The 23,742-nt window shown below is 35.1% G+C and carries 20 protein-coding genes, 2 rRNA genes and 1 other annotated feature; of the genes, 16 read left to right on the forward strand and 6 right to left on the reverse strand.

Going from position 1 to position 23,742, the window contains the following annotated elements:
* From CRO45_RS18710 to asnB, 5 genes are all read left to right on the forward strand, one after another.
* Window positions 1-93, forward strand: a 23S ribosomal RNA gene (locus tag CRO45_RS18710); the annotation flags it as partial.
* 65 nt (window positions 94-158) lie between these two features.
* Window positions 159-274 (forward strand): 5S ribosomal RNA (gene rrf / locus CRO45_RS18715).
* 658 nt (window positions 275-932) lie between these two features.
* Window positions 933-2,399 carry an IMP dehydrogenase gene (gene guaB, locus CRO45_RS18720; protein ID WP_097151157.1) on the forward strand — a complete coding sequence of 489 codons (1,467 nt, stop codon included), beginning with the start codon at window positions 933-935 and terminating at the stop codon, window positions 2,397-2,399.
* Between the two features lie 365 nt (window positions 2,400-2,764).
* On the forward strand, window positions 2,765-4,105 hold the full coding sequence (locus CRO45_RS18725) for a D-alanyl-D-alanine carboxypeptidase family protein (RefSeq protein ID WP_097151158.1): 1,341 nt from the start codon (window positions 2,765-2,767) through the stop codon (window positions 4,103-4,105).
* A gap of 181 nt (window positions 4,106-4,286) precedes the next feature.
* Window positions 4,287-6,125, forward strand: coding sequence for an asparagine synthase (glutamine-hydrolyzing) (gene asnB / locus CRO45_RS18730; protein WP_097151159.1), 1,839 nt, complete (start codon window positions 4,287-4,289; stop codon window positions 6,123-6,125).
* Window positions 6,126-6,144: 19 nt separating this feature from the next.
* Here asnB and pdxR read toward each other — a convergent pair whose 3' ends face one another.
* Window positions 6,145-7,557 (reverse strand): MocR-like pyridoxine biosynthesis transcription factor PdxR, encoded by a 1,413-nt coding sequence (gene pdxR, locus CRO45_RS18735; RefSeq protein WP_097151160.1) that lies wholly within the window; start codon window positions 7,555-7,557, stop codon window positions 6,145-6,147.
* A 168-nt stretch (window positions 7,558-7,725) separates the two neighbouring features.
* Window positions 7,726-7,942: a binding site (T-box leader), on the forward strand.
* 76 nt (window positions 7,943-8,018) lie between these two features.
* On the opposite strand from pdxR, the gene serS reads away from it, so the two are divergent.
* Window positions 8,019-9,305, forward strand: a complete 1,287-nt coding sequence (serS, locus tag CRO45_RS18740) for a serine--tRNA ligase (protein WP_097151161.1) — start codon at window positions 8,019-8,021, stop codon at window positions 9,303-9,305.
* Between the two features lie 63 nt (window positions 9,306-9,368).
* On the opposite strand, the gene CRO45_RS20485 is transcribed toward serS, so the two are convergent.
* Both CRO45_RS20485 and CRO45_RS18750 read right to left on the reverse strand, forming a co-directional pair.
* Window positions 9,369-9,791 carry a TM2 domain-containing protein gene (locus CRO45_RS20485; protein WP_097151162.1) on the reverse strand — a complete coding sequence of 141 codons (423 nt, stop codon included), beginning with the start codon at window positions 9,789-9,791 and terminating at the stop codon, window positions 9,369-9,371.
* Window positions 9,792-9,808: 17 nt separating this feature from the next.
* Window positions 9,809-10,873, reverse strand: coding sequence for an SPFH domain-containing protein (locus CRO45_RS18750; RefSeq protein ID WP_235864676.1), 1,065 nt, complete (start codon window positions 10,871-10,873; stop codon window positions 9,809-9,811).
* A 369-nt stretch (window positions 10,874-11,242) separates the two neighbouring features.
* Here CRO45_RS18750 and CRO45_RS18755 point away from each other — a divergent pair, with 369 nt between their 5' ends.
* From CRO45_RS18755 to CRO45_RS18775, 5 genes are all read left to right on the forward strand, one after another.
* Window positions 11,243-12,340, forward strand: a complete 1,098-nt coding sequence (locus CRO45_RS18755) for an ABC transporter ATP-binding protein (RefSeq protein WP_170949560.1) — start codon at window positions 11,243-11,245, stop codon at window positions 12,338-12,340.
* The gene (locus tag CRO45_RS18760; protein WP_097151164.1) at window positions 12,337-13,227 is read left to right on the forward strand and encodes a carbohydrate ABC transporter permease; all 891 of its coding nucleotides are present in this window, start codon (window positions 12,337-12,339) and stop codon (window positions 13,225-13,227) included. Before CRO45_RS18755 ends, CRO45_RS18760 begins: the two co-directional genes overlap by 4 nt.
* A gap of 15 nt (window positions 13,228-13,242) precedes the next feature.
* Window positions 13,243-14,064 carry a carbohydrate ABC transporter permease gene (locus CRO45_RS18765; protein WP_097151165.1) on the forward strand — a complete coding sequence of 274 codons (822 nt, stop codon included), beginning with the start codon at window positions 13,243-13,245 and terminating at the stop codon, window positions 14,062-14,064.
* Window positions 14,065-14,122: 58 nt separating this feature from the next.
* Complete coding sequence (locus CRO45_RS18770; protein ID WP_097151166.1) at window positions 14,123-15,466, forward strand: ABC transporter substrate-binding protein; 1,344 nt, start codon at window positions 14,123-14,125, stop codon at window positions 15,464-15,466.
* A gap of 118 nt (window positions 15,467-15,584) precedes the next feature.
* Complete coding sequence (locus tag CRO45_RS18775; protein WP_170949561.1) at window positions 15,585-16,949, forward strand: MBL fold metallo-hydrolase; 1,365 nt, start codon at window positions 15,585-15,587, stop codon at window positions 16,947-16,949.
* A gap of 68 nt (window positions 16,950-17,017) precedes the next feature.
* Here the strand turns inward: CRO45_RS18775 and CRO45_RS18780 are convergent, their stop codons facing one another.
* The gene (locus tag CRO45_RS18780; protein ID WP_097151168.1) at window positions 17,018-18,331 is read right to left on the reverse strand and encodes a short-chain fatty acid transporter; all 1,314 of its coding nucleotides are present in this window, start codon (window positions 18,329-18,331) and stop codon (window positions 17,018-17,020) included.
* A 208-nt stretch (window positions 18,332-18,539) separates the two neighbouring features.
* Here CRO45_RS18780 and CRO45_RS18785 point away from each other — a divergent pair, with 208 nt between their 5' ends.
* The 3 genes from CRO45_RS18785 to CRO45_RS18795 all read left to right on the forward strand — a co-directional run bounded on the left by CRO45_RS18785 (window position 18,540) and on the right by CRO45_RS18795 (window position 21,141).
* Window positions 18,540-19,250 (forward strand): CoA transferase subunit A, encoded by a 711-nt coding sequence (locus tag CRO45_RS18785; RefSeq protein ID WP_097151169.1) that lies wholly within the window; start codon window positions 18,540-18,542, stop codon window positions 19,248-19,250.
* Window positions 19,250-19,903 carry a CoA transferase subunit B gene (locus tag CRO45_RS18790; protein WP_097151170.1) on the forward strand — a complete coding sequence of 218 codons (654 nt, stop codon included), beginning with the start codon at window positions 19,250-19,252 and terminating at the stop codon, window positions 19,901-19,903. The genes CRO45_RS18785 and CRO45_RS18790 overlap by 1 nt, the downstream gene beginning before the upstream one ends.
* Window positions 19,904-19,983: 80 nt before the next feature.
* Window positions 19,984-21,141 carry an aminotransferase A gene (locus tag CRO45_RS18795; protein WP_097151171.1) on the forward strand — a complete coding sequence of 386 codons (1,158 nt, stop codon included), beginning with the start codon at window positions 19,984-19,986 and terminating at the stop codon, window positions 21,139-21,141.
* A 24-nt stretch (window positions 21,142-21,165) separates the two neighbouring features.
* Here the strand turns inward: CRO45_RS18795 and CRO45_RS18800 are convergent, their stop codons facing one another.
* Window positions 21,166-21,717 carry an SF0329 family protein gene (locus CRO45_RS18800; protein WP_097151172.1) on the reverse strand — a complete coding sequence of 184 codons (552 nt, stop codon included), beginning with the start codon at window positions 21,715-21,717 and terminating at the stop codon, window positions 21,166-21,168.
* Complete coding sequence (gene tadA / locus CRO45_RS18805; protein WP_408057174.1) at window positions 21,707-22,192, reverse strand: tRNA adenosine(34) deaminase TadA; 486 nt, start codon at window positions 22,190-22,192, stop codon at window positions 21,707-21,709. The genes CRO45_RS18800 and tadA overlap by 11 nt, the downstream gene beginning before the upstream one ends.
* 225 nt (window positions 22,193-22,417) lie before the next feature.
* On the opposite strand from tadA, the gene CRO45_RS18810 reads away from it, so the two are divergent.
* The gene (locus tag CRO45_RS18810; protein ID WP_097151174.1) at window positions 22,418-23,050 is read left to right on the forward strand and encodes a deoxynucleoside kinase; all 633 of its coding nucleotides are present in this window, start codon (window positions 22,418-22,420) and stop codon (window positions 23,048-23,050) included.
* A complete protein-coding gene (locus CRO45_RS18815) occupies window positions 23,050-23,718 on the forward strand; it encodes a deoxynucleoside kinase (protein ID WP_097151175.1) in 669 nt (222 codons plus the stop codon). Before CRO45_RS18810 ends, CRO45_RS18815 begins: the two co-directional genes overlap by 1 nt.
* Window positions 23,719-23,742: the final 24 nt, after the last annotated feature.

The raw sequence follows: 23,742 nt of genomic DNA on the forward strand, positions 1-23,742 counted from the left end.
GATCCCTCAAAGACGATGAGGTAGATAGGTTCGAGGTGGAAGTGTGGTGACACATGGAGCTGACGAATACTAATCGATCGAGGACTTAACCAAAACAATCTTGAACGCTTTCAATGTCTTTATCCAGTTTTGAGAGAACAAACTCTCAACTAAATAAGTGAAGTGATGATGGCAAAGAGGTCACACCCGTTCCCATACCGAACACGGAAGTTAAGCTCTATAGCGCCGATGGTAGTTGGGGGCTTCCCCCTGTGAGAGTAGGACGTCGCTTCGCAAATGACACCACTGAGTATTCAGTGGTGTTTTTTATATCCAACTACCATAATGAACCGAAGGTTCGGCGCGTCTTGAGAAAGAAAGATTAATACATAGTAACAACAATTATAAGTAAGGATTCGAGAAGTGCGAGGACCAAGGAGTTCAAGGAACCAAGGAGTGAGGAACGGAATGTACTATGTACATGAGTACCGCAAGCGACGCAGGAGACGCAGAAATCCGCCGGTCATCGCGCTTCGAGATAGTGCCGATGGAAGTATAAGACACGCCAAGTGAAGGTAAAAATTCGTTGCCAAAGACCCTGCTGATGATCCAGTGATGTTTTTTATTTCATTTATCTAAGAAGCCTGGTTTAAATGAAGCAAAATTGAGAATAGTAAACGTGTATTCATGAGATAAGAGAAATATTTATCCTTTCGAAGTAATGAACTATTAAATATGAAATGGAATATATTGTTTTTGCTCAATAATAAATTGACACATTTTTAAACAGAATAAGAATGGTATAAGTCACAATAAATATCTAAATTATCTATAAATATCGTGAATGTTATAATATTCGGAATTATTTTTCTTTTTTAATAATCTTGACACTTATTTTACATGTTGTTAATCTAACTATTAATATTTACTTAATCACTAGGAGGCATTACGAAATGTGGGAAACGAAGTTCGCCAAAGAAGGTTTAACGTTTGATGATGTATTATTAGTACCTGCACACTCTGAAGTATTACCCAAGGAAATAAATTTAGCTGTTCAATTAACACCTAAAATTAAACTAAATATTCCAATTGTTAGTGCTGGTATGGATACAGTTACAGAGTCAAAAATGGCTATTGCAATGGCTCGCCAAGGTGGAATCGGTATCATTCATAAGAACATGTCGATTGAGGAACAAGCTGAGGAAGTTGAAAAAGTTAAACGTTCTGAAAATGGTGTAATTTCAGATCCTTTCTTTTTAACTCCATCTCATCAAGTGTATGATGCAGAACATTTAATGGGGAAATATCGCATTTCGGGTGTACCAATCGTTAATAATCCAGAAGATCAAAAACTTGTAGGGATTATTACAAACAGAGACTTACGTTTTATTTCTGATTATTCATTAAAAATTAATGATGTAATGACAAAAGAAGATTTAATTACCGCTCCAATCGGTACAACTTTAGAAGAGGCAGAACAAATTTTACAAAAGTATAAAATTGAAAAGCTTCCAATTGTTGACGAGGATGGTAAGTTAAAAGGATTAATAACAATTAAAGATATTGAAAAAGTAATTGAATTCCCAAATGCTGCAAAAGACCACTTAGGACGTTTATTAGTAGGTGCTGCAGTTGGAGTTTCAAAAGATACAATGCCACGTGTAGCAAAATTAGTTGAAGCTCAAGTGGATATTATCGTAATTGACACTGCACATGGACATTCACAAGGTGTTCTAAATACAGTGAATGAAATTCGTGAAGCTTATCCTGAATTAGAAATTATCGCAGGAAACGTAGCAACAGGTGAAGGAGCTCGTGCATTATTCGAAGCTGGAGCAGACGTTGTAAAAGTTGGTATTGGACCTGGTTCAATTTGTACAACTCGTGTTGTTGCAGGAGTTGGTGTACCTCAAATTACAGCTGTTTATGACTGTGCAACAGTAGCACGTGAATTAGGAAAATCAATTATCGCAGATGGCGGTATTAAATACTCAGGCGATATCGTAAAAGCACTTGCTGCTGGTGGACATGTAGTAATGCTTGGTTCACTTCTTGCAGGTACTACTGAATCACCTGGTGAAACTGAAATTTTCCAAGGTCGTCGTTTCAAAGTTTATCGTGGTATGGGTTCACTTGCTTCTATGGAAAAAGGTTCAAAAGACCGTTACTTCCAAGAGGATGCAAAAAAACTTGTTCCAGAAGGTATCGAAGGACGTCTTCCTTACAAAGGGCCTTTAGCTGATACAATTCATCAATTAGTTGGTGGTATCCGTGCAGGTATGGGTTACTGTGGAGCTCCAACCTTAGAATATTTAAGAGAAAATTCCCAATTTGTTCGTATGACAGGTGCAGGACTTCGTGAATCTCATCCACACGATGTTCAAATTACGAAAGAAGCACCGAACTATTCTTTACAATAAATAAAGCTTCAAAAGTGGTTCGTACTATCCGACAAATACATTAGTGTATACAATTTAAGGGCTTCTCCTATTGTATAAACACAGCATTTAGTTGCATCGTGATAGAGCAATACAAAGTTGAACTATTAATTCAATTGGCTTGCGAATCTGTTTAATTTTACCTAACTACTTAGCACTTTTATAATCGAAGTAGAAGTCTAACGAAAACTTACACTAGTATAAATGATATGAAACTTTTGCACTCTTTTATCGTCATTATATGATAATAAAAGAGTGCTTTTTTCTTTTATTTTCTAAAACATATATAGTGAAAACTATGATAGAATTGCGGATATAAGAATAATAATTTTTGGAGGTACGTTTAGGTGAAAACAGTAAGGAAAACATCTTTGTTTAACATCTTTTTAATTCCGGTTCTGTTACTTAGCTTTTTTATTTCAACACCAATAAATGCGAGTGCAGAAACAGATTTAGGTTTAAATGTAGATGCAGCAATATTAATTGATGCTGATACAGGTAAAATTTTATATGAGCAAAATGCGGATGCTGCTCTAGGTATTGCAAGTATGACTAAAATGATGACTGAGTATATCCTTTTAGACGCAATCGATGAAGGTACTATTACTTGGGATCAGGAATATCGTGTAACTGACTATACATATAAAATGTCTCAAAATCGTGCATTAAGTAATGTTCCATTAAGAGCAGATGGTACTTACACTATCCGTGAGTTATACGAAGCAATGGCAATTTACTCTGCCAATGCTGCTACAGTAGGAATTGCAGAAACGATTGCAGGAACAGAAACAGAGTTCCTAAAATTAATGAATAAAAAAGCTGAAGAAATAGGTTTAACAAATTATAAATTTGTTAACACAACTGGTTTAAATAATGCAGATCTTAATGGGATGCATCCTGCAGGGACAGGCCCTGAAGACGAAAACGTTATGTCTGCAACAGATGTAGCAAAATTAGCTTATCACCTAATGAAAGACCATCCAGAAGTATTAGAAACATCTAGTATTCCGAAGAAAACTTTCCGTGAAGGTACTGAAGATGCAATTGAAATGGAAAACTGGAACTGGATGTTACCTGGTTTAGTATTTGAATATGAAGGTGTAGATGGTTTAAAAACAGGTACAACAAATTTTGCTGGTTCATGTTTTACAGGAACTGCAGAACGTGATGGTACTCGTCTAATCGCTGTAGTAATGAATGCAGTAAATGAATACGGTATTGACCCTGTTAAAAAGGCTCGTTTTGACGCTACAAGAACTCTATTCGATTATGGGTTTGCACAATTCTCTAAACAAGAAATCGTACCAGGAAACTATGTTTTTGAAGATCAAAAAACAATCTCTGTTACAAAAGGTAAAGAAGACAAAGTAGCTATTGGCGTGAAAGAACCTATTTCTATGTTAGTAAAATCAAGTGAGAAAGATTTATATAAACCTAAACTAATACTAGAAAAAGATACGTTGGAAGCTGAAGTAGAAGAAGGTACGGTTGTTGGTAAACTAGTAATCGAACGAACTGAAGGTACAGATTACGGTTATATAGATGGAAAAGAATTAGCTGTAGATGTAGTAACAACTGAACCAGTTGAAAGAGCTGGTTGGTTCTCATTATTATTCCAAGCAATCGGTGGTTTCTTTGCAAGTATTTGGAGTGGTATTACTGGATTCGTTACGGGCCTATTCTCTTAATAGACTATAAGAATTTTAATCTTTAAGAAAACACACAATTCTTTTGGAATTGTGTGTTTTTTTTTGCTTTTGAATTACCTATAAATCCACATATTTAGGTAGATTTATGTATTTTTTAATAGACAATATCACCAATAAAAACATTTTTACATAAAGTACAAGGTGAGGAGAGTGATCATTAATGTGCGGGATTGCAGGTTGGATTAGTTTTAAAGAATGTTTACTAGGAAAAGAATCAATTGTAACTCAAATGACAAATACTCTATCAAAACGAGGGCCTGACGACGGTAGAATTTATAAAAACAATCATGCCTTATTAGGTCATAGACGCTTAGCAGTTATTGATTTAGAAGGCGGAAAACAACCAATGACTAAAATGAAAGAGAGTTCAAATTATACAATTACCTATAATGGAGAATTGTATAATACTGAAGATATCCGTAAAGAACTTTTAGCGAGAGGCTATTCATTTTCTACTCATTCCGATACAGAAGTGTTATTAACATCTTTTATTGAATGGAAAGAGCAATGTGTAGATTATCTGAATGGAATTTTTGCTTTTGGTATTTGGGATGAGGAAAAAGAAACATTAACACTCTTCCGTGACCGTTTAGGTGTAAAGCCACTCTTTTATGCTGAACTTGATGGAGGATTATTATTTAGCTCGGAAATCAAGGCAATATTAGCACATCCAAATATGAAAGCTGAAATAGATTATGAAGGATTGTCTGAAATTTTAGGCTTAGGACCATCAAGAACCCCTGGTAATGGGGTATTTAAGGGAGTCCTAGAATTAAAACCAGGTCATGCATTACAATTTAGTCGGAATGGACTTAAAATATGGCAGTACTGGGATGTTAAAAGTAAAGAACATACAGACTCCTTTGAAGATACAGTAGATCACGTACGCTATTTAGTAACAGATGCAGTTGAAAGACAACTAGTGTCGGATGTTCCATTATGTACTTTCCTATCAGGGGGGCTAGACTCAAGTATTATTACTGCGATTGCTGCGAAAAAATATGAGTCTGAAGGAAATAGACTCCATACTTATTCAATTGATTATGAAGATAACGAAAAGTTCTTCGCTGCAAATGACTTCCAAACTTCTACAGATAGTTTCTGGATTCAAAAGATGACAGATTTATATAACACTACACATCACTCCTCAATTATTTCCCAACAAAAACTTATCGATTATTTAACAGAAGCAGTTCATGTTCGTGATTTACCGGGGATGGCTGATGTAGATTCCTCTCTATTATGGTTCTGTAAAGAAATTAAGAACAATTTTACTGTTTCCCTTTCAGGCGAATGTGCCGATGAAATATTTGGGGGTTATCCTTGGTTTTTTGGTTTACAACAAGAAGGTTTTCCATGGATTCGATCCTCTGCTGAAAGAAATAAATTCCTTCAAGAGAAGTGGCAGCAAAAGTTAAATATACCTGAATACGTTCTTAATAAATTTGAAATTACTGCGAATGAAACGCCGAAATTATTGGGTGATAGTGTAGAAGAAGAAAAGAGAAGAGAACTATTTTATTTAAATATGAAATGGTTTATGACAACTTTGTTAGATAGAAAAGATCGTATGAGTATGGGGGCAAGTCTTGAAGTGCGTGTTCCATTTGCGGATCATCGAATCGTTGAGTATGCGTGGAATATTCCTTGGGAAATGAAAAAAGTGGGAAATCAAGAAAAAGGGATTTTAAGAAAAGCGATGGAAGGTATTTTGCCAGATGAAGTTTTGTATCGTAAAAAGAATCCATATCCAAAAACATATCACCCTGCTTATACAGACGGTGTTCAAAAATGGCTAATAAATATACTGGAAGATAAAAATTCCATTCTTCACGAATTGTTCGATGCGAAACAATTACAAGAATTAGTTGAATCCAAAGGGTCCTCTTTTAAGGTTCCATGGTTTGGCCAACTAATGGCAGGACCACAATTATTAGCTTACCTAGCTCAAATTCATATTTGGTTCAACCATTATAATATCCAATTAATTGAATCATAAAGGAGAGCCAATCCTCATGTTAAGGATTGGCTCTTGAAATTCCCCATGTTTGCATTAACTCATGAATGGCTGGTTCGATTTCACTTAAACATAATCCACCAAAGCCTAAAAGAAATTTTGGTTCAGTGCTTTCTACTGGGCCTATCATATAATCAGAAATTGGGTAAACACCAATTCCTTTCTCCGCGGCTATTTGTTTTAATTCTGCTTCAGACAAAGAGTGGGGAAAAGAAATAAGGATATTCATACCTGTATGTTCTCCCGAAATTGACACCATTGGATAATACGTTTCTAAAATTTCAGTCATGTGATCATGTTTTTTCTTATAAATTTTACGCATTCGATTTAAATGCTTTGCAAAATGACCATCTTTCATAAACTTGGCTAAAATATGTTGATCAAATCTTGGGACCGTTGAACTGTAATACGTAAAGGTTTTATTATATTTTGATAATAATGATTTTGGTAACACAAAATAAGCAACGCGCAATGAAGGCATAAGAGATTTTGTGAACGTACTCATATAGATTACTTTTTCGTTTTTATCTAAACCTTGAAGAGATGATATCGGTTTACCTAAATATCTAAATTCTGAATCGTAATCATCTTCAATGATGTATCTATCAGAGTCCTGTGCAGCCCAATTTAACAGTTGAGATCTTCTAGTTGCTGATAGAACTGCCCCAGTAGGGAATTGGTGAGATGGTGTCACATAAACTACACTTGCTTTTGTTTGTTCTAAGTCACAAACCCGAATACCTTCATCATCCACTGTAATTGGATATACAGTTTGGCCATTTTGTTTTAAAATACGATTCACCGTTTTATATCCAGGATTTTCAATGGCATATCCATTGGATTGTTCAAACAATCGAATAATCATTGGCAAAAGTTGTTCAGTACCAGATCCTATAACGATTTGCTCAGGGCTCGTAATTACACCTCGTGATTGGAAAAGATATTTAGAAATTTCCGTCCGAAGTTCAATTTCACCTTGAGGATATCCAGTTAGTAAAAGCTCTTTATATTGTTCATCGAATAAAATTTTTGCATATTTCCTCCAAGTAGAAAAAGGAAAGCCATCTAAATCAATCATTCCTGGATTAAAATCAATGCGATATGTTTGTTTTAAAATGGGTTTAACTTGTTCAGGATTCAATTCTTTTTCAACATAGGGTAAATCATCAATCGTTTCTACAAAAAAGCCAACACGGGGCTTAGAAGTAATATAACCTTCTGCTAAAAGTTGTGCATAAGCGATTTCAATCGTTGTTTGACTAATATTTAAAAATTCCGCAAGTTTTCTTTTTGAAGGAAGTTTTGTGCCTACTTCAATCCTTTTAGATATAATGGCATTTTTTATGCCTAAATAGAGTTGTTCATATAATGGTTTTCCAGTATTTCTTTCAAGTTCGAAAATAAGCATGTCCATTTCGTATCAATCCTAACTGACCTTTATAAAAATTTATTAATTAACTGTATAAAGTGGTCAATTATTATTATACTAAAAGTAATTAAATTGTTAATGATAAGAATTAATCGATACATCCCTTGCAAAACAAAAAATCATATAGTAAAGTATGGTTAAAATGAATGATATTTGAATTCGATGATAGGAAGTAGTAACAATGTTAGCTTTTTTTAGAGAGTCAGCGGTTGGTGAAAGCTGATATGAGCAGTTGTGAATCCGTCCTTGAGATGCCTTGCTGAATGAATAGTAAGCTTGAGCCGGTTGAAAAGCCGTTATGTGATAAGTGGATTAGACGTATTTTGTCTAGTCAATTAGGGTGGCAACGCGGGTAGCTCTCGTCCCTTTTTTGGGATGGGGGCTTTTTCTATTTGTTCAAAAGGAAATGTTTGTATTTAATTATTAATTTGGAGGAGAAAAGTATTATGTTAGATATTAGACGAGTACGTGAAAATTATGAAGAAGTGAAGAAGATTTTACTAACACGTAATGAGGATTTAGGTAATATTGATGAGTTTGAAGCACTTGATACAAAACGCCGTGAATTAATTGCTAAAACGGAAGTTTTAAAAGCAGAGCGAAATAAAGTATCTGAACAAATTTCAGTAATGAAACGAAACAAAGAAAATGCAGATGAAGTAATTGCACGCATGCGTGAAGTTGGAGATGAAATTAAACAAATCGACACGGAACTTCGTGAAGTAGAAGAAAAGTTCGATTATATGATGATGCGCTTACCAAACCTTCCTCATGAATCTGTTCCAGTTGGTACAACGGAAGATGATAATGTTGAAGTATTAAAATGGGGAGAGCTACCAAACTTTAGTTTTGAAGCAAAACCTCATTGGGATTTAGCAACTGACTTAAAAATTGTTGATTTTGAACGTGCTGGTAAAGTAACGGGAAGCCGTTTTGTCTTCTATCGTGGTTTAGGAGCAAGACTAGAACGTGCATTAATGAGTTTCATGATGGATTTACATTCAGAAGAACATGGCTATGAAGAAATGTTACCGCCTATGATCGTTAATAGCGATAGCTTAACAGGTACTGGACAGTTACCAAAGTTTGAAGAGGATGTATTTAAATTAGTTGATACTGATTACTATCTGATTCCAACAGCAGAAGTACCTGTGACAAACGTTTACCGCGATGAAATCCTCGACGGAGAATTGTTACCTAAAGGATTCGCAGCTTATAGTGCGAATTTCCGCTCTGAAGCAGGTTCAGCTGGGCGTGATACACGCGGGTTAATTCGCCAACATCAATTCAACAAAGTTGAATTAGTTCGATTCGTTAAACCAGAAGAATCTTATGATGAACTTGAAAAATTAACTGGCCATGCTGAAAAAGTACTTCAATTATTAGGCTTACCATACCGTAAATTATTAATGTGTACAGCAGATCTTGGTTTCACTGCTGCAAAAAAATATGATTTAGAAGTATGGATGCCAACACAAAACATGTACCGTGAAATATCTTCTTGTTCTAACTTTGAAGATTTCCAAGCGCGTCGTGCAAATATTCGTTTCCGTCGTGAGCAAGGGGCAAAACCAGAATATGTACACACATTAAATGGTTCAGGACTTGCGATTGGTCGCACAGTGGCTGCTATTTTAGAAAACTTCCAAAAAGAAGATGGTTCTGTAGTGATTCCAGAAGTTTTACGTCCATATATGGGTGGAAAAGAAGTTATTGCACCACCAGCAAAATAAAAACGAAAAGGAGCTTTGGCAATCGCCTTAGCTCCTTTGATTATTATTTAGTGATGAAATTGGTTATATATACTCTTTTAATCGGACTTGATGTTTCATTTGGAAATTATGATCGTTAGATGCTAAGTAAACAATTCCCTCAAAAAAACCAACAATAGCTGGTATAGATGTCCAACAAAATACTAAATAAATAATTCCAGATCCTGGTTTACCTAGGTAGAATTTATGGGCGCCAAAGCAACCTAAAAAAATACCTAATAACCCTGCCACAACTTTATTTCTAATAGGCCAGTAAGGTTGAACACCATACATTTGTCCGTGTTGCACTGGTGGTTGAACTGGGTTATGTGGGTAGACAGGTTCAGCATATTTGAGTGTTGGTTGGTTTTGGGTCTGTGCAATAACAAATTTTTCACCGCAATATTTACATTGAGTTGCATCTGGATCTCTAGGTGCGCCACATTGAGGGCATTTGTTCGTTTTCATCCTATATACCTCCAAACCTATACTTCTTTTCCACAATTATTACAAAATCGATCCACTGGATGTAGTTCATTTCCACACTCACACACTTGTTTTGCTAAATGAGTTCCACAAGAAGAGCAAAACTTAGAATCTTCTTCATTTTCATAATTACAAGTTGGACAAATTATCTTAGCCTCTATTTTAGCTCCACATAAATTACAGAACTTACTTGTAGATGGAATGGACTCATTGCAAGAAGGACACTGTTTTGTATGTGAGTGATTCAGTAAGCTTTTATTTAAGTGCGTTTTAAATGTATCTGTTCCTTCACGGTTAGAAGCCGCTTTTTCATATATATCTAAACTACGTTTTTTCTCATATCGATGTTCGCCTAACATTTCCATTTGGGCAATGTCTTTTAATAAGGCGTTAATTTGATCAAAATCTTCATCTGGGAAGTTGATGGATTGAATATGGAAGTTAATCAATTGAAACCCATATAATTCGAATTCCTCAGCAATTCTAACTTTCAAATCATCTGTAATACTTGGAATTTCAGCTGTAATATCAAGGGCTGAAATTTTTTCTTTAATGATTTTATTGGCTAAAGTCGTTTTAATATTCGTTATGAGCATTCCCTTAAAGTAGTCTTGTACTTTGTCATAAACAACTAAGTCATCTTTATGAAGGGAAACGATAATTTCTTTGAAAAACAGTAATGGATCTTCTAAACGTAAAGCAAGTTGCCCATAGGACCTTATACGTAGCTTTACGAAATATTTCGGATCAATAATTTGGATAGGATCCGGTGTTCCCCAATACATATCTAATTTAGTAGCTAAATTGATGAAGTAGATTTCAGAGCTAAAGGGAGTTTTATTGCCATAAAAAAGATTGAGAACATTACTAAGAATAGGTAGGTTATCCGTTGAAAGTCGATACGTTCCAGGGTAAAACAAATCATAAATTTGTCCACCTTTTACAAAAACGGCAACTTGTCCTTCGTTCACAATCAACTGTGATCCCATAACAATTTTATCATTTGGATATTTGTATACTAACCAGTCCCGTGATTTAAGACCATCAAATTTTACTCGATCCATAATACCCAATTGAATCCCTCCCTTATCAATACATAATCTACCCAATCTTTTCCTTTAATAATATGAAATGTCCTAAAGGTTGTCTAAAACTACTTATTACTATTAAATTATGCTTTATCCAAAGAACAATCAATAGAGATAACTTTACTCATTTATACGAATGAGATTTGATTTTAGATTCAAATTCTTAAAGAAGTTCATATGTTCTTAACATATATTTACAAAATATGCATTGTTGTTAAATTTTAAATTTTATAAGATTAAATGCTCAAGAGTGCTTGAGTATTAAGAATTACGAATAATTTTAAATTTAAAAAAGAGAAGATAATTAGGAATTTACATATGGAATAACTATTAGGAGTGAATAGTTTGGAGATTAAATTAACTAATTTAGCAATGGATTTTCAACAGACAAAGGCAGTAAATGACTTAACTATTACGATTCAAGATGGGCATTTAGTTTCAATTCTTGGTCCAAGTGGATGTGGAAAAAGTACAACGTTAAATATGCTAGCTGGTTTATACAAACCAACAGCTGGAGAAATCTATTTTGGTGATAAGTTAGTAAACCAAGTGGAACCAGAACATCGAGAAATAGGAATGGTGTTTCAAAATTACGCGCTTTACCCGCATTTAACTGTGTTAAAAAATATAATGTTTCCTCTGAAAATGGCGAAGGTAAACAAAAAGGAAGCTTTTGAACGGGCAACGGAAATGGCAAAGCTTGTACAAATTGACCATCTTCTTGATCGAAAACCAGGACAGCTCTCTGGTGGGCAGCAGCAACGTGTGGCTATAGCAAGGGCACTGGTGAAGAATCCTAAAGTTTTATTATTGGACGAGCCATTATCAAATTTAGATGCAAGACTTAGATTGGAAATGCGTGAGGAAATACGCCGAATTCAAAAAGAAGTTGGAATTACAACTATTTTTGTTACTCACGACCAAGAAGAAGCAATGAGTATATCAGACAAAATATTGTTAATGAGAGATGGAACGTTACAACAATATACAACACCACTTGAAATGTATGACAAGCCAAGTAATTTATTTGTCAGTCAGTTCATGGGAAACCCACCAATTAACATATATAAAGCCACTGTAAATAAAGAATTAAAAAGGGTGGAGCTAAAAAATAGCAATGTACATATTCCACTATTAGGTAATGTGGATGTTACGAAATTCCCAGAAGACGTAATTGTTGGAATACGACCAGAAAGTTTTGTAAGTGAAACAAGTTCAAAAGAGCTGCCTCAAGTATCAATTTCTATAAATCTTATTGAAAGAACAGGTAGAGATACATTGTTAAGTGGAAAAATTGGTGAACAGCAAGTAAGAGCTTTAATCTCATCTAAGCAGCAATTAGGAAATGTAGAGGAATTATCGCTTTATATTACTGAATTTACGGTATTTGATAGTGAAACTGAAAACTCCATTTGGTACTTCGATGGGGAGGGAGCTCAGTGAATCAAAAACCGACCTTAAAGGATACATTAATTGGCTATAGTTATTTGTTACCAGCATTAATCATACTTGGCGTTTTTAGTGTATATCCAATTATTAAATCTTTCTTTATGAGTTTTTATGCTGACTATGATTTTTTTAAAGATATTGTTCATTCTTATGGTTTTGATAACTTCATTTATATTTTCCAAGATACTGAATTTTATAAATCGTTAACAAATACGTTCATTTTTGTCATTGGTGTCGTACCAGCATCTATTAGTATTTCACTTGTCATCGCTATATTACTAAATTCCAAGATTAAGTTTGGCAAGTTATTTAGAACGATATACTTTTTACCATTTGTCACATCAGTTGTTGCTATAGCAATTGTTTGGCAATGGATATACCATTCCGAATACGGTATTCTAAATTACTTTTTAGGGTGGTTCGGTATTTCGCCTATTGAATGGTTAAATGATCCAAAGTGGTCTATGCCCGCATTAATTATTATGTGTATTTGGAAGTCATTAGGTTACAATATCATTTTGTTTTTAGCCGGGCTTCAAAATATTAACCCACAATATTATCTAGCAGCTCAAATTGATGGTGCTAGCAAATTTAAAAGGTTTTGGCATATAACAGTGCCACTTCTGTCACCGACAACATTTTTTGTTTCAATTGTTGTATTAATTAATTCATTCAAAGTGTTCGATGAAGTGTTTGCTCTATTTAACGGAAGACCCGGACCTGGATATAGTGCACAAACGATTGTCTACTACATTTTCGAGAAATTTTATAACGAATGGGAATTTGGTATTGCATCAGCAGCAGCATTCGTTTTATTCATTATTATTTTTATCTTTACACTGATCCAACTCTATGTAGGCAAACGTAAGGTCAACTATTAGAAGGGAGCCAATATCATGAGACAAGCTTTTTCAAAAGGTTTTATTTATATTCTGCTCACAATTGGCAGTTTATTAATGTTGTTACCCTTTATTTGGATGATTAGTACATCTTTAAAAACTCCTGGAGAAGTGATGAGTATGCCTCCCACATGGATTCCAGAGAGTTGGAAATGGGATAACTATTTAAAGGCGTGGGAAATGGCCCCGTTTTTAAGGTATACATTGAATAGTATTATCGTTGTTATTGTCTCAACGATAGGTGAAATTATTACTACCATACTCGCTGCTTATGCATTTTCACGTTTACAGTTTTGGGGGCGTGACATTGTGTTTGCTATATTGCTAGGAACAATGATGGTACCAGGGGAAATGTTATTAATTCCAAACTTTGTAACATTATCGAACTTAGGTTGGATTAATCAATATGAAGCACTTATCATTCCTTGGTTAGCAAGTATCTTTTCAATTTTTTTACTTCGTCAATATTTCTTAGGTGTCCCAAAGGAATTGCATTATGCAGCAAAAATTGATGGATGTAGTAACTTCCGTTTTTTATGGTCTGTTATGGTGCCATTAGCGAAGCCAGCAATCGTTACAATTGCATTATTAAAAGCGATTGGTAGTTGGAATGCGTTTTTATGGCCACTAATTGTTACACAATCAGAAGAGATGCGAACACTTCCAGTAGGTTTGACAGCATTTACTACAGAAGCTGGAACGAATTTTGAACTGCTCATGGCAGCCTCTTCGATGATTATATTACCGATGATTATTTTGTATATCATTCTTCAAAAATATATTATTGAGGGCGTTTCTAAGGCCGGTTTAAAAGGTTAATAGCGCTTTTAATAATTTATTTATAAATAAAATAAAAACTTTAGGAGGATTTTTAGCAATGCGTAAACTTTGGTTAATGTTAGTATGTGCATTTGCAGTATTGGTATTAGCTGCATGTAGTAGTGGTTCAAATGAAGAACAAGGCACAAATTCAAATGGCACTTCAAAACAAGGTACAGAAAAAGCAGAAGTAACAGGAATTGACGGTATTGAAATTACAGAGCCAGTTGAAATTGAATTTTGGCATGCAATGAGTGGAGATCATGAAAAAGCATTGCAAAAAATTACGGATGATTTTAACAACTCACATGAAAATATTACTGTAAAACTTGTAAACCAAGGAGGATATGGTGATTTATCAACAAAAGTAATGGCTGCTGCAAAAGCGAATACATTACCTGCACTTACTCAAGCATATGAGGATTGGATGACTGAGTACATTGAGAATGATTTTATTACGAATTTAAACCCATATGTTGAAAGTGAAAAATACGGTTTCACAGACGATGAATTTAATGACATTATGGAAGTTTTCCGTGAAATGAATACTTGGGATGGCGTTCTATATGGACTACCATTCAACAAATCAACTCAATTAATGTTCTACAATGTAACTTACTTTGAAGAAGCTGGATTAGAAGTTCCAACTACTTGGGATGAAATGAAAGAAGCAGCAGAGATTTTAACGAATGACGATGTAATTGCAATCGGTTTTGAAAACGGCTTAAGTATTGGTTTCAACCAATGGGTACACCAAGCTGGTGGGCAGTTCTTTGATGAAGCAACTGGCGAATTTAAAATGAATTCTGAAGAAGGTAAATATGCTTTAACATATGTAAATGATTTAATTCAATCTGGTGTAGCACGTACAGCGGGTGAAGATGGTTACATGTCAGGTCCATTTGCGCGCGGTGATGTCGCTATGTACTTCGGTTCTTCTGCAGGTCTACCATATGTAGCAGCACCAGCTGCCGAGAATGGAATTGAATGGTCTACAGCTGTTCTACCAAGTGATGCTCAATCAGCAGCTCCATTTGCTGGGACAAACGTTACAATGTTTAACCATTTATCTGATGAAGAGAAACTAGCTGCATGGCAATATATGAAATTCTTAATCAATACAGACAATACAATTTACTGGGCTCAACAATCTGGTTACATTCCAGTACGTCAATCGGCATTAGATAGTGATGAATGGAAGTCATATGTTGAGGAAAATCCAACATATGGTGTAGCACAACAACAATTAGAATATGGTTTCTATGATCCACGTGTAAAAGGTGCTTATGCGTTTAAAAATGCAGTAGCAAAAGAGTTAGATAAAGTATTCTTAGGTGAATATACAGTTGAAGAAGGTCTTGAAGCAGCAGATAAAGCAGCAGCTAAAGAATTAGGTAAATAGTTTTTATCATAATAGGTTGATAATCTGAAAGTATTCTAAAATTTAGATCCATAAACTTGAGCCTACGTACTATACAGTCGTGGGCTCGTTTTATTAATAGGTAAGGAGGGATATGAAAATGCCAACTATTATTAAATTTTATCGAGGTTTAAAAACTATAGGCGGTACTATAATAGAAATTCAATCAGAGAATGCATCTATATTATTTGATTTTGGAAGTGTATTTAATGGTGACAAACCCGTATTAGATGGAGTTATTCAAGAGAGGAAACACGCATTAGTAAGAGATTTAATAAAGATAGGCGCAATACCAGCCATTGATGGGTATTATGAATCCTCTGAATTTACTATAGAGCCACCTTTTGTAACAGCGGAGAAAGATCCAAGAGAAAGAGCGGTGTTTATTTCACATTTACATCTTGATCATATGGCATATATGGGGTGTATTTCAAAATCGATTCCTGTTTATATGTCAACGGACTCGTTGAAATTGTACAAATCATTAAGCTCAATTAATGAAGAGGTAGTTCCATATCGTGAGTACCAAGGTGTACCTTATGATACAGACATTCAGGTTGGGGACATTGTAGTAAGATTTGTTCCGGTTGACCATGACATTCCTGGGGCATCCGCATTAATTATTACAACTCATGATGGAAAGATTATCTATAGCGGAGATTTACGATTGCATGGAAATCATCCTGAGTTTATAGAATCATTTTTAGGAACAGCAAAAGCTATGAATCCTTCTATTTTAATAATGGAAGGAACAACTTTGAGTTTCAGTGAGGAAACAACTGTTATTGAACCTTCAAATCAAATTACCTTAGAAACATTAACAGAAGGCTTACTCCCAACTCAAATTGAGGAACAGTTAAAACAAACAGATGGTATTGGGATTTTTAATATTTACCACCGAAATATTGAACGAATGATTGGGATGATAGAAGGTGCAAAAAAGGCAGGAAGAATCACTATTTTAGAACCAGAAACTGCCTATTTAGCTCAACAGTTTTATCCTGAAAAAGAATTTGTTACGTATTGCCCAAAAGGTTCAAAAGAGTACGCATTAAATGAAAAAACAATATATATTACACTGGAAGAAATAAATGAAAAGCCGAGTAGTTATTTCCTGCAAAACAGTTATCATCATTTATTGGAATTGCTTGATATAAATTTAAAAAGAGCAATCTATATACATTCAAATGGTGCACCATTAGGTGATTATGATCCATCTTACAATAATCTTCTAAAGTTTTTAAATACGTTTCAAGTTCCCTTTGTCTCTATCGGCACCGGTGGTCACGCGCATGAGGAACATTTAAAATATATCGTTGATGAAATCAATCCAGACTATCTAATTCCGCTGCATAGTTTTAAGCCAGAACGACTTCTACCAAAGGATGGAATACAAGTATTGCCAGACTATAATGAATCGTTCATATTTGAAAATGGCCAATTGACTAGTGAAAGTAGAAAATAAAAAGCACGCAAGAATGTTATTAAATTAACATTCTTGCGTGTTTTTATGAGAAGTTTTTATATTGTCTTTTAGAAGAACAAAAATCCAATACTAATAATAATTCCTGTAAAGATTAATACAAACAAACAGAACCCCATAATATCTTTTGCTCTTAATCCCGCAATTGCAAGTGCTGGAAGGGCCCAGAACGGTTGAATCATATTCGTCCAAGCATCCCCCCATGCAATAGCCATGGCTGTTTTTGCATAATCTGCACCGATTGCTTGAGCAGCTTCAATCATTACTGGAGCTTGAACAGTCCATTGTCCCCCACCTGACGGAACGAAGAAGTTAACTAAACCAGCTGAGAAGAATGTAAATAGATAGAATGTAAAATCATTAGATATGGCAATAAACCACTCAGAAAAGACTACTGCTAAACCTGATGCTGTCATCATGCCCATAATCCCTGCATAAAACGGGAATTGGAAAACGATACCACCAGTTGTTTTAATCGCATTTTGTACAGCCGCTAAGAAACGTTGTGGTGTTCCATGAAGTATAATACCGGAAATGATAAATATTGTATTTACGATGTTCAAATCAAGTGCAAAACCTTTTGTTGCAAAATGATAAACTAAATAAGTAACACCGATAAGGCCGATTAATATTGTTAATACATAACTTCTTTCTGACCAAGAAGCAAATGTTTTTTCAGCAGGTGGAAACTTTTGCTCTTCCTCAACTAATAGTTTTGGATCTACTTCAACAACGTCTTCTTCTTTAGGCATCATGAATCGGTTAAAGAATGGTAAAGTAACCGCAATGACAATCACAATAAATAAATTATATGGTGTAAAAATAGTTGACGTTGTTGGAATTACGCCCATCATATCTTCATATACATGCCCACTTGTCGCAATTGTTAATGGAATGGATCCAGCTAAACCTCCATGCCAAACAATAAATCCTGAGTAAGCACTAGCAATTAATAATCGATAATCTACTTTTTTTACATGACGTGCAATTTCTTTCGCAAAAAGCGCACCAATAACTAATCCAAAGCCCCAGTTAATCCAACTAGCAAGTAAAGAAACAAATGTAACAACAATAATAGCAGTGCTTGGTCTATTTAATTTACTAGCAGAAAACGTTAATAACTTTTTGAATACAGGGCTATTTGCTAAAACGTGCCCAGCTGCAAGCACAACTACCATTTGCATTGTAAAGCTTAATATTCCCCAAAATCCATTACCCCAATGAACCACCATATCTAATGGTGTGGATGGAGTTAAAACGACACCTAGAAATAATACGAGTACGGTTAAGATTGCAACAAAGATATAAGGGTCTGGTAAGTATTTTTCCATAATGGTATTGGCGACCTTAGTCATAAACTTCATCTTTTCATTTCCCCTTTCTTAAGTTTGAAATTACTTTGTGCTGAATAATATGTTTGGGAAGAAAGTTTTATATCATTGAAATAAAAATATATTGTGTGAGTTTAGTAAAAAGGGTTTTCTGTCCTATCTCGAGAAATAAAAACATATATTTATATGAATGCCTTTTTCATATACATTTCGTAAAGATAATAAGTAATGGGGGATTAGGATGAAGGGGAAAGTATGGGATTCATTTGAACAAGCAGTTGCAGATATACAAGATGGTGCTACATTAATCGTTGGTGGATTTGGATTATGTGGAATTCCTGAGAAAAGTATTGAAGCTTTAAGAGATAAAGGAACAAAAAACTTAACCGTTGTAAGTAATAACTGTGGTGTAGATGATTGGGGCCTCGGATTACTACTCGCTAATAAGCAAATTAAAAAGATGATCTCTTCTTATGTAGGGGAAAATAAAATATTTGAACAGCAATTTTTAAGTGGGGAGCTTGAAGTAGAGCTAACTCCTCAAGGGACTTTAGCTGAACGCATTCGTGCTGGAGGTGCTGGAATCCCTGGATTTTATACTGCAACAGGGGTAGGAACGCCCATTGCCGAAGGAAAAGAAGTGAAAGTATTCGATGGGAAAGAGTATTTACTTGAACGAGCAATTACAGGGGACTTTGCTTTAGTAAAAGCTTGGAAAGCAGACAAACTAGGAAATCTCGTATTCCGAAAAACGTCTCGCAATTTTAACCCAATTGCCGCAACGGCAGGGAAAATTACAATTGCCGAAGTGGAAGAAATTGTTGAAGTTGGAGAACTTGATCCAGATGAAATTCATACACCAAGTGTCTTTGTACAACGTGTTATCCTTGGACAAAATTATGAAAAACGTATTGAACGTTTAACGGTACAAAAAGTTGGAGGTGGGGTTTAATGATGGATGCAAGACAACGAATAGTAAAAAGAGCAGTAAAAGAAATTCAAGATGGTATGAATGTCAATTTAGGTATTGGTATGCCAACTCTTGTAGCCAATGAAATACCGGAGGATTTTAATGTATTACTACAATCTGAAAATGGCATGCTTGGCATTGGACCTTACCCAACTGAGGAAAAGGTAGACGCAGATTTAATTAATGCCGGGAAGGAAACAGTAACGATTGTACCTGGTGGAGCGTTCTTTGATAGTGCGGATTCTTTTGCGATGATCCGTGGTGGACATATCGACTTGGCAATCCTAGGTGGAATGGAAGTTTCTGAAACAGGAGATTTAGCCAATTGGATGATTCCTGGAAAGATGGTAAAGGGTATGGGTGGTGCCATGGACCTTGTTGCCGGTGCAAAACGTGTCATTGTCATTATGGAACATGTAAACAAACATGGTGAATCAAAGGTTAAGAAAGCATGTACTTTACCATTGACAGGAAAAGGTGTTGTTCACCGATTGATAACGGATTTAGCGGTGTTTGACTTTACAAACGAAGGAATGGTGTTGGTCGAAACGGCACCTGGTGTGACAGTTGAAGAGGTTAAAGAAAAAACAGAAGGTTCATTTACCATTGCAGAAACTCTATTATCCAACAAATAAATTTTTTTCTTTTGAATGAACCGGAAGTTTCTTCTTTGTTTTATAATGGAAAAATATAAAACGATAAAGGGGAAACACCTGTGGAGCATCTAATTTATTCTAATTTAAAAAAGCAAGAAATTTCAGGTATCCGTAAATTTACGAGTATGCTTGTCGACTATCCTGATGCGATTAACCTGACAATTGGACAACCGGATTTCCCAACACCGAATCATGTGAAAGAAAGTGCTAAACAAGCGATTGACCAAAACTTTACTTCATATACACCAAATGCAGGTATTTTAGAGTTGCGAAATGCCATTTCTCAATTTTATAAAGAAAAATATGGCTTAACCTATAATCCTCAAGATGAAGTGGTTGTAACACATGGAGCATCTGGTGCCATTATGGCTGTATTACGTACAATCTTAACTGAAGGTTGTGAAGTAATTGTCCCAGCACCTGTATATCCAGGGTATGTTCCGATTATTGAGATGTTTGGTGGCGTACCAGTTTATGTTGATACAACATCTACTTATTTTGTTTTAACAGCTGAGTTAATAGAAAAACACATTACTGAACGAACAAGAGCCATTTTCCTTTGTTCACCTGCTAATCCAGTGGGTACGATCATTGAAGAAGAACAATTAAAAGAAATTGCAAAACTTTTAAAGGATAAAGAGATCTTTATTCTCTCTGATGAAATTTATAGTGAGTTAATATTTGAAAAAACTCATCATTCCATTGCTTCATTTGAAGGAATGCGTGATAAAACAATTATTATAAATGGAGTTTCGAAGTCTCATTCTATGACAGGTTGGCGAATTGGTTATACATTAGCCCCTACGTACATTTCAAAGGAAATTACGAAGGTTATTGCCTACTTTTTAAGCTGCGAATCGAGTATCAGTCAGTCTGCAGCACTTGAAGCATTGACTGCTGGCAAAGATGATGCCATTGAAATGAGAAACGAATATAAGAAACGTCGTGATTTAGTATATAGTCGACTCGTTTCTATGGGATTTGATGTTGTGAAACCAGAAGGGGCATTTTATATTTTCCCTTCTATTAAAAAGACAAAGATGAAATCATTTGATTTTTGTATAGAGTTACTAAAGGAACAAGGCGTAGCTACAGTTCCAGGGAGTGCTTTCTCGAATTACGGTGAAGGATATATTCGTATTTCCTATGCTCAACCGATAGAAAAGTTAGAAGATGCCATGAATCGATTAGAGAAGTTTATGGAGAAGTTTAAATAAATAATGATAAAGGCGCCTTCTATATTAGTGAGAGGCGCCATTTATTTCATCTGCAGAACAGCGAATAGAATAAAAAAGCTTTTCTATTGGATGAGTTCTGTCATCCAACGATATAATGCGACGCTTACCAAGTCGACGGTCAAACAAAGCAAATGAACGAGTAAATATGTCTTTTGAGGCTAATGCATCATTGATTGATAGACTCGGGTAATTCATTAGTGCGCGGTATACATGCCAACTTGCCAATAAACCTTGGTTCAATAGGTCATTTTCAGCCTTCTCACTAGCTTCAATAAGTGCCATACGTTCAGGGGAATTGAACATTTCCTTCCAGTCGCTAGAATAAGGGATAGGTTTAAGTTGTAACTGTTTTTTCAAATCGTTTTCTTTTTTATAATGAGCGATGTTAAATTGAACATCATCTGCGCTAAATATGATCTTTTTATCAAAAGTTATATAAATTCGAGATGGAGCATCATGAGCCTGACGATAGACAGCTACATGAATCTCAACTCGATCTTTTAATGTATCACACAAAAAACTTTCAATTGTCTTTTTTAACTTACTAAATTGCATTGTTGGAATCACCTGTTTGTTTCGCTAGCTTTTCGGCTTTTTTCCGTTCTCGTAATGCGCGGAAGAATCCACTTAATAGTTGGCCGCATTCTTCTGCTAACACACCTTCTTTTACCTCACATTCATGATTAAAACGGGAATCATTTAATAGCTCATAAAATGAATGCACGCATCCACCTTTAGGATCTCTAGCTCCATAAACAACACGGGGTATACGGGACTGCAAAATCGCTCCTGCGCACATAGGACAAGGCTCCAATGTTACATAAAGAGTTGTTTCTTCCAAACGCCAGCTGCCAATTACCTGACATGCTCCTTGAATTGCCATGAGTTCCGCATGGGTTACAGCATTTTGAGTCGTTTCACGTAAATTATGGGCTCGAGCAATAATTTTATTTTGATATACAATGACTGCTCCAATCGGTACTTCACCAACTGCTTCAGCCTTCTTTGCTTCCTGAATTGCTTCTTTCATAAACTGTTGATCATAATCTAAAAGCTCCACGCACATCGCTCCTTCACATTTATTTTATCATTGTGTCATTTAACTATATAAAAAATTACATTCCATTTCCTTCAGAAAAAAGAGAGTTCATCTATATTACCTAATTTATTCTTTCTATTTACAGCTCTGTTTTTAAACCTCTATCTGTGATAAAATGTAGAACATTGACGAATTTATCAAGAAGGAGGGGCTACAGTGTCTGTCCCTTTTATAACAGTTGAAGGTCCTATAGGTGTTGGAAAAACATCGTTATCCAAAGCAATCGCTGATACATATGGTTTTCATTTATTGAAAGAGATAGTCGATGAAAATCCATTTTTGGGTAAATTTTATGAGGACATTAATGAGTGGAGCTTTCAAACAGAAATGTTCTTCCTTTGTAACCGATATAAACAACTATCAGATGTAAAGTTACATATTATTCAAAACGAGACACCTGTAGTTGCAGATTATCATATCTTTAAAAATTTGATTTTTGCAAAACGTACTCTTGCCACATCTGAGTATCAAAAGTACGAAGCAATTTACGATATATTAACTTCTGATATGCCGCGCCCGAATATGGTAATTTACTTGCATGCAAGTCTTGATACGTTAATGGATCGAATTAAGATGCGTGGCAGGGAATTTGAAAAATTGATTACAAGAGATTACATAGATCAACTTTCAAAAGATTACCATGATTTCATTGCGCAATTTAAAATGAAACATCCTGACATACCGGTGATCGAATTAGATGGAGACCAGGTCGACTTCGTACAAAACGAAGTAGATTTACAGTCGGTATTGGAAATAGTAAAGACTAGATTAAAGGAGTTACAAATATAATGAATTTAAGAGAAAAATATAATATCCCTTCCAATGCTGTCATTACGATTGCAGGTACGGTAGGAGTGGGGAAATCGACGATGACAACTGCTTTGGCAGAAGCGTTAAATTTCCGAACATCTTTTGAAAAGGTTGATTCAAACCCTTATTTAGATAAATTTTATGATGACTTTGAAAAATGGAGCTTCCACTTACAAATTTACTTTTTAGCTGAGCGATTTAAAGAACAAAAGCGTATTTTTGAATACGGCGGCGGATTCATTCAAGACCGTTCTATCTATGAAGATACAGGCATTTTTGCAAAAATGCATTATGATAAAGGGACGATGAATCCAACAGATTACGAGACGTATACAAATTTGTTTGATGCGATGGTCATGACACCTTATTTCCCACATCCAGACTTATTAATTTATTTAGAGGGCTCACTTGAAGATGTGATTGATAGAATTAAAGAACGCGGTCGTGAAATGGAACAACATACGCCAAGAGAATATTGGGAAGAAATGCATGGTCGTTATCAAGAGTGGATCGACCAATTTAACTCTTGCCCGGTACTACGATTAGATATTAATGATTACGACTTAAAGGAAAATCCAGAGCAAATTGAAAGTATCGTCGAACGTATTGGGTATATGATTGAACAAACGAATCGTTTTAAAAAATAAATATTAGTTAAAGGGCGTGTAGAC

Origin of the sequence: Ureibacillus acetophenoni (assembly GCF_900220965.1) — a bacterium.
Classification (GTDB): domain Bacteria; phylum Bacillota; class Bacilli; order Bacillales_A; family Planococcaceae; genus Ureibacillus; species Ureibacillus acetophenoni.

Excerpts from the sequence above, each read along its gene's own strand:
- guaB (WP_097151157.1), top strand. The coding sequence starts at position 933 with ATGTGGGAAACGAAGTTCGCCAAAGAAGGTTTAACGTTTGATGATGTA.
- asnB (WP_097151159.1), top strand. The coding sequence starts at position 4,287 with ATGTGCGGGATTGCAGGTTGGATTAGTTTTAAAGAATGTTTACTAGGA.
- pdxR (WP_097151160.1), bottom strand. The coding sequence starts at position 7,557 with ATGGACATGCTTATTTTCGAACTTGAAAGAAATACTGGAAAACCATTA.
- serS (WP_097151161.1), top strand. The coding sequence starts at position 8,019 with ATGTTAGATATTAGACGAGTACGTGAAAATTATGAAGAAGTGAAGAAG.
- CRO45_RS20485 (WP_097151162.1), bottom strand. The coding sequence starts at position 9,791 with ATGAAAACGAACAAATGCCCTCAATGTGGCGCACCTAGAGATCCAGAT.
- CRO45_RS18750 (WP_235864676.1), bottom strand. The coding sequence starts at position 10,873 with ATGGATCGAGTAAAATTTGATGGTCTTAAATCACGGGACTGGTTAGTA.
- CRO45_RS18765 (WP_097151165.1), top strand. The coding sequence starts at position 13,243 with ATGAGACAAGCTTTTTCAAAAGGTTTTATTTATATTCTGCTCACAATT.
- CRO45_RS18770 (WP_097151166.1), top strand. The coding sequence starts at position 14,123 with ATGCGTAAACTTTGGTTAATGTTAGTATGTGCATTTGCAGTATTGGTA.
- CRO45_RS18775 (WP_170949561.1), top strand. The coding sequence starts at position 15,585 with ATGCCAACTATTATTAAATTTTATCGAGGTTTAAAAACTATAGGCGGT.
- CRO45_RS18780 (WP_097151168.1), bottom strand. The coding sequence starts at position 18,331 with ATGAAGTTTATGACTAAGGTCGCCAATACCATTATGGAAAAATACTTA.
- CRO45_RS18785 (WP_097151169.1), top strand. The coding sequence starts at position 18,540 with ATGAAGGGGAAAGTATGGGATTCATTTGAACAAGCAGTTGCAGATATA.
- CRO45_RS18790 (WP_097151170.1), top strand. The coding sequence starts at position 19,250 with ATGATGGATGCAAGACAACGAATAGTAAAAAGAGCAGTAAAAGAAATT.
- CRO45_RS18800 (WP_097151172.1), bottom strand. The coding sequence starts at position 21,717 with ATGCAATTTAGTAAGTTAAAAAAGACAATTGAAAGTTTTTTGTGTGAT.
- tadA (WP_408057174.1), bottom strand. The coding sequence starts at position 22,192 with ATGAAAGAAGCAATTCAGGAAGCAAAGAAGGCTGAAGCAGTTGGTGAA.
- CRO45_RS18815 (WP_097151175.1), top strand. The coding sequence starts at position 23,050 with ATGAATTTAAGAGAAAAATATAATATCCCTTCCAATGCTGTCATTACG.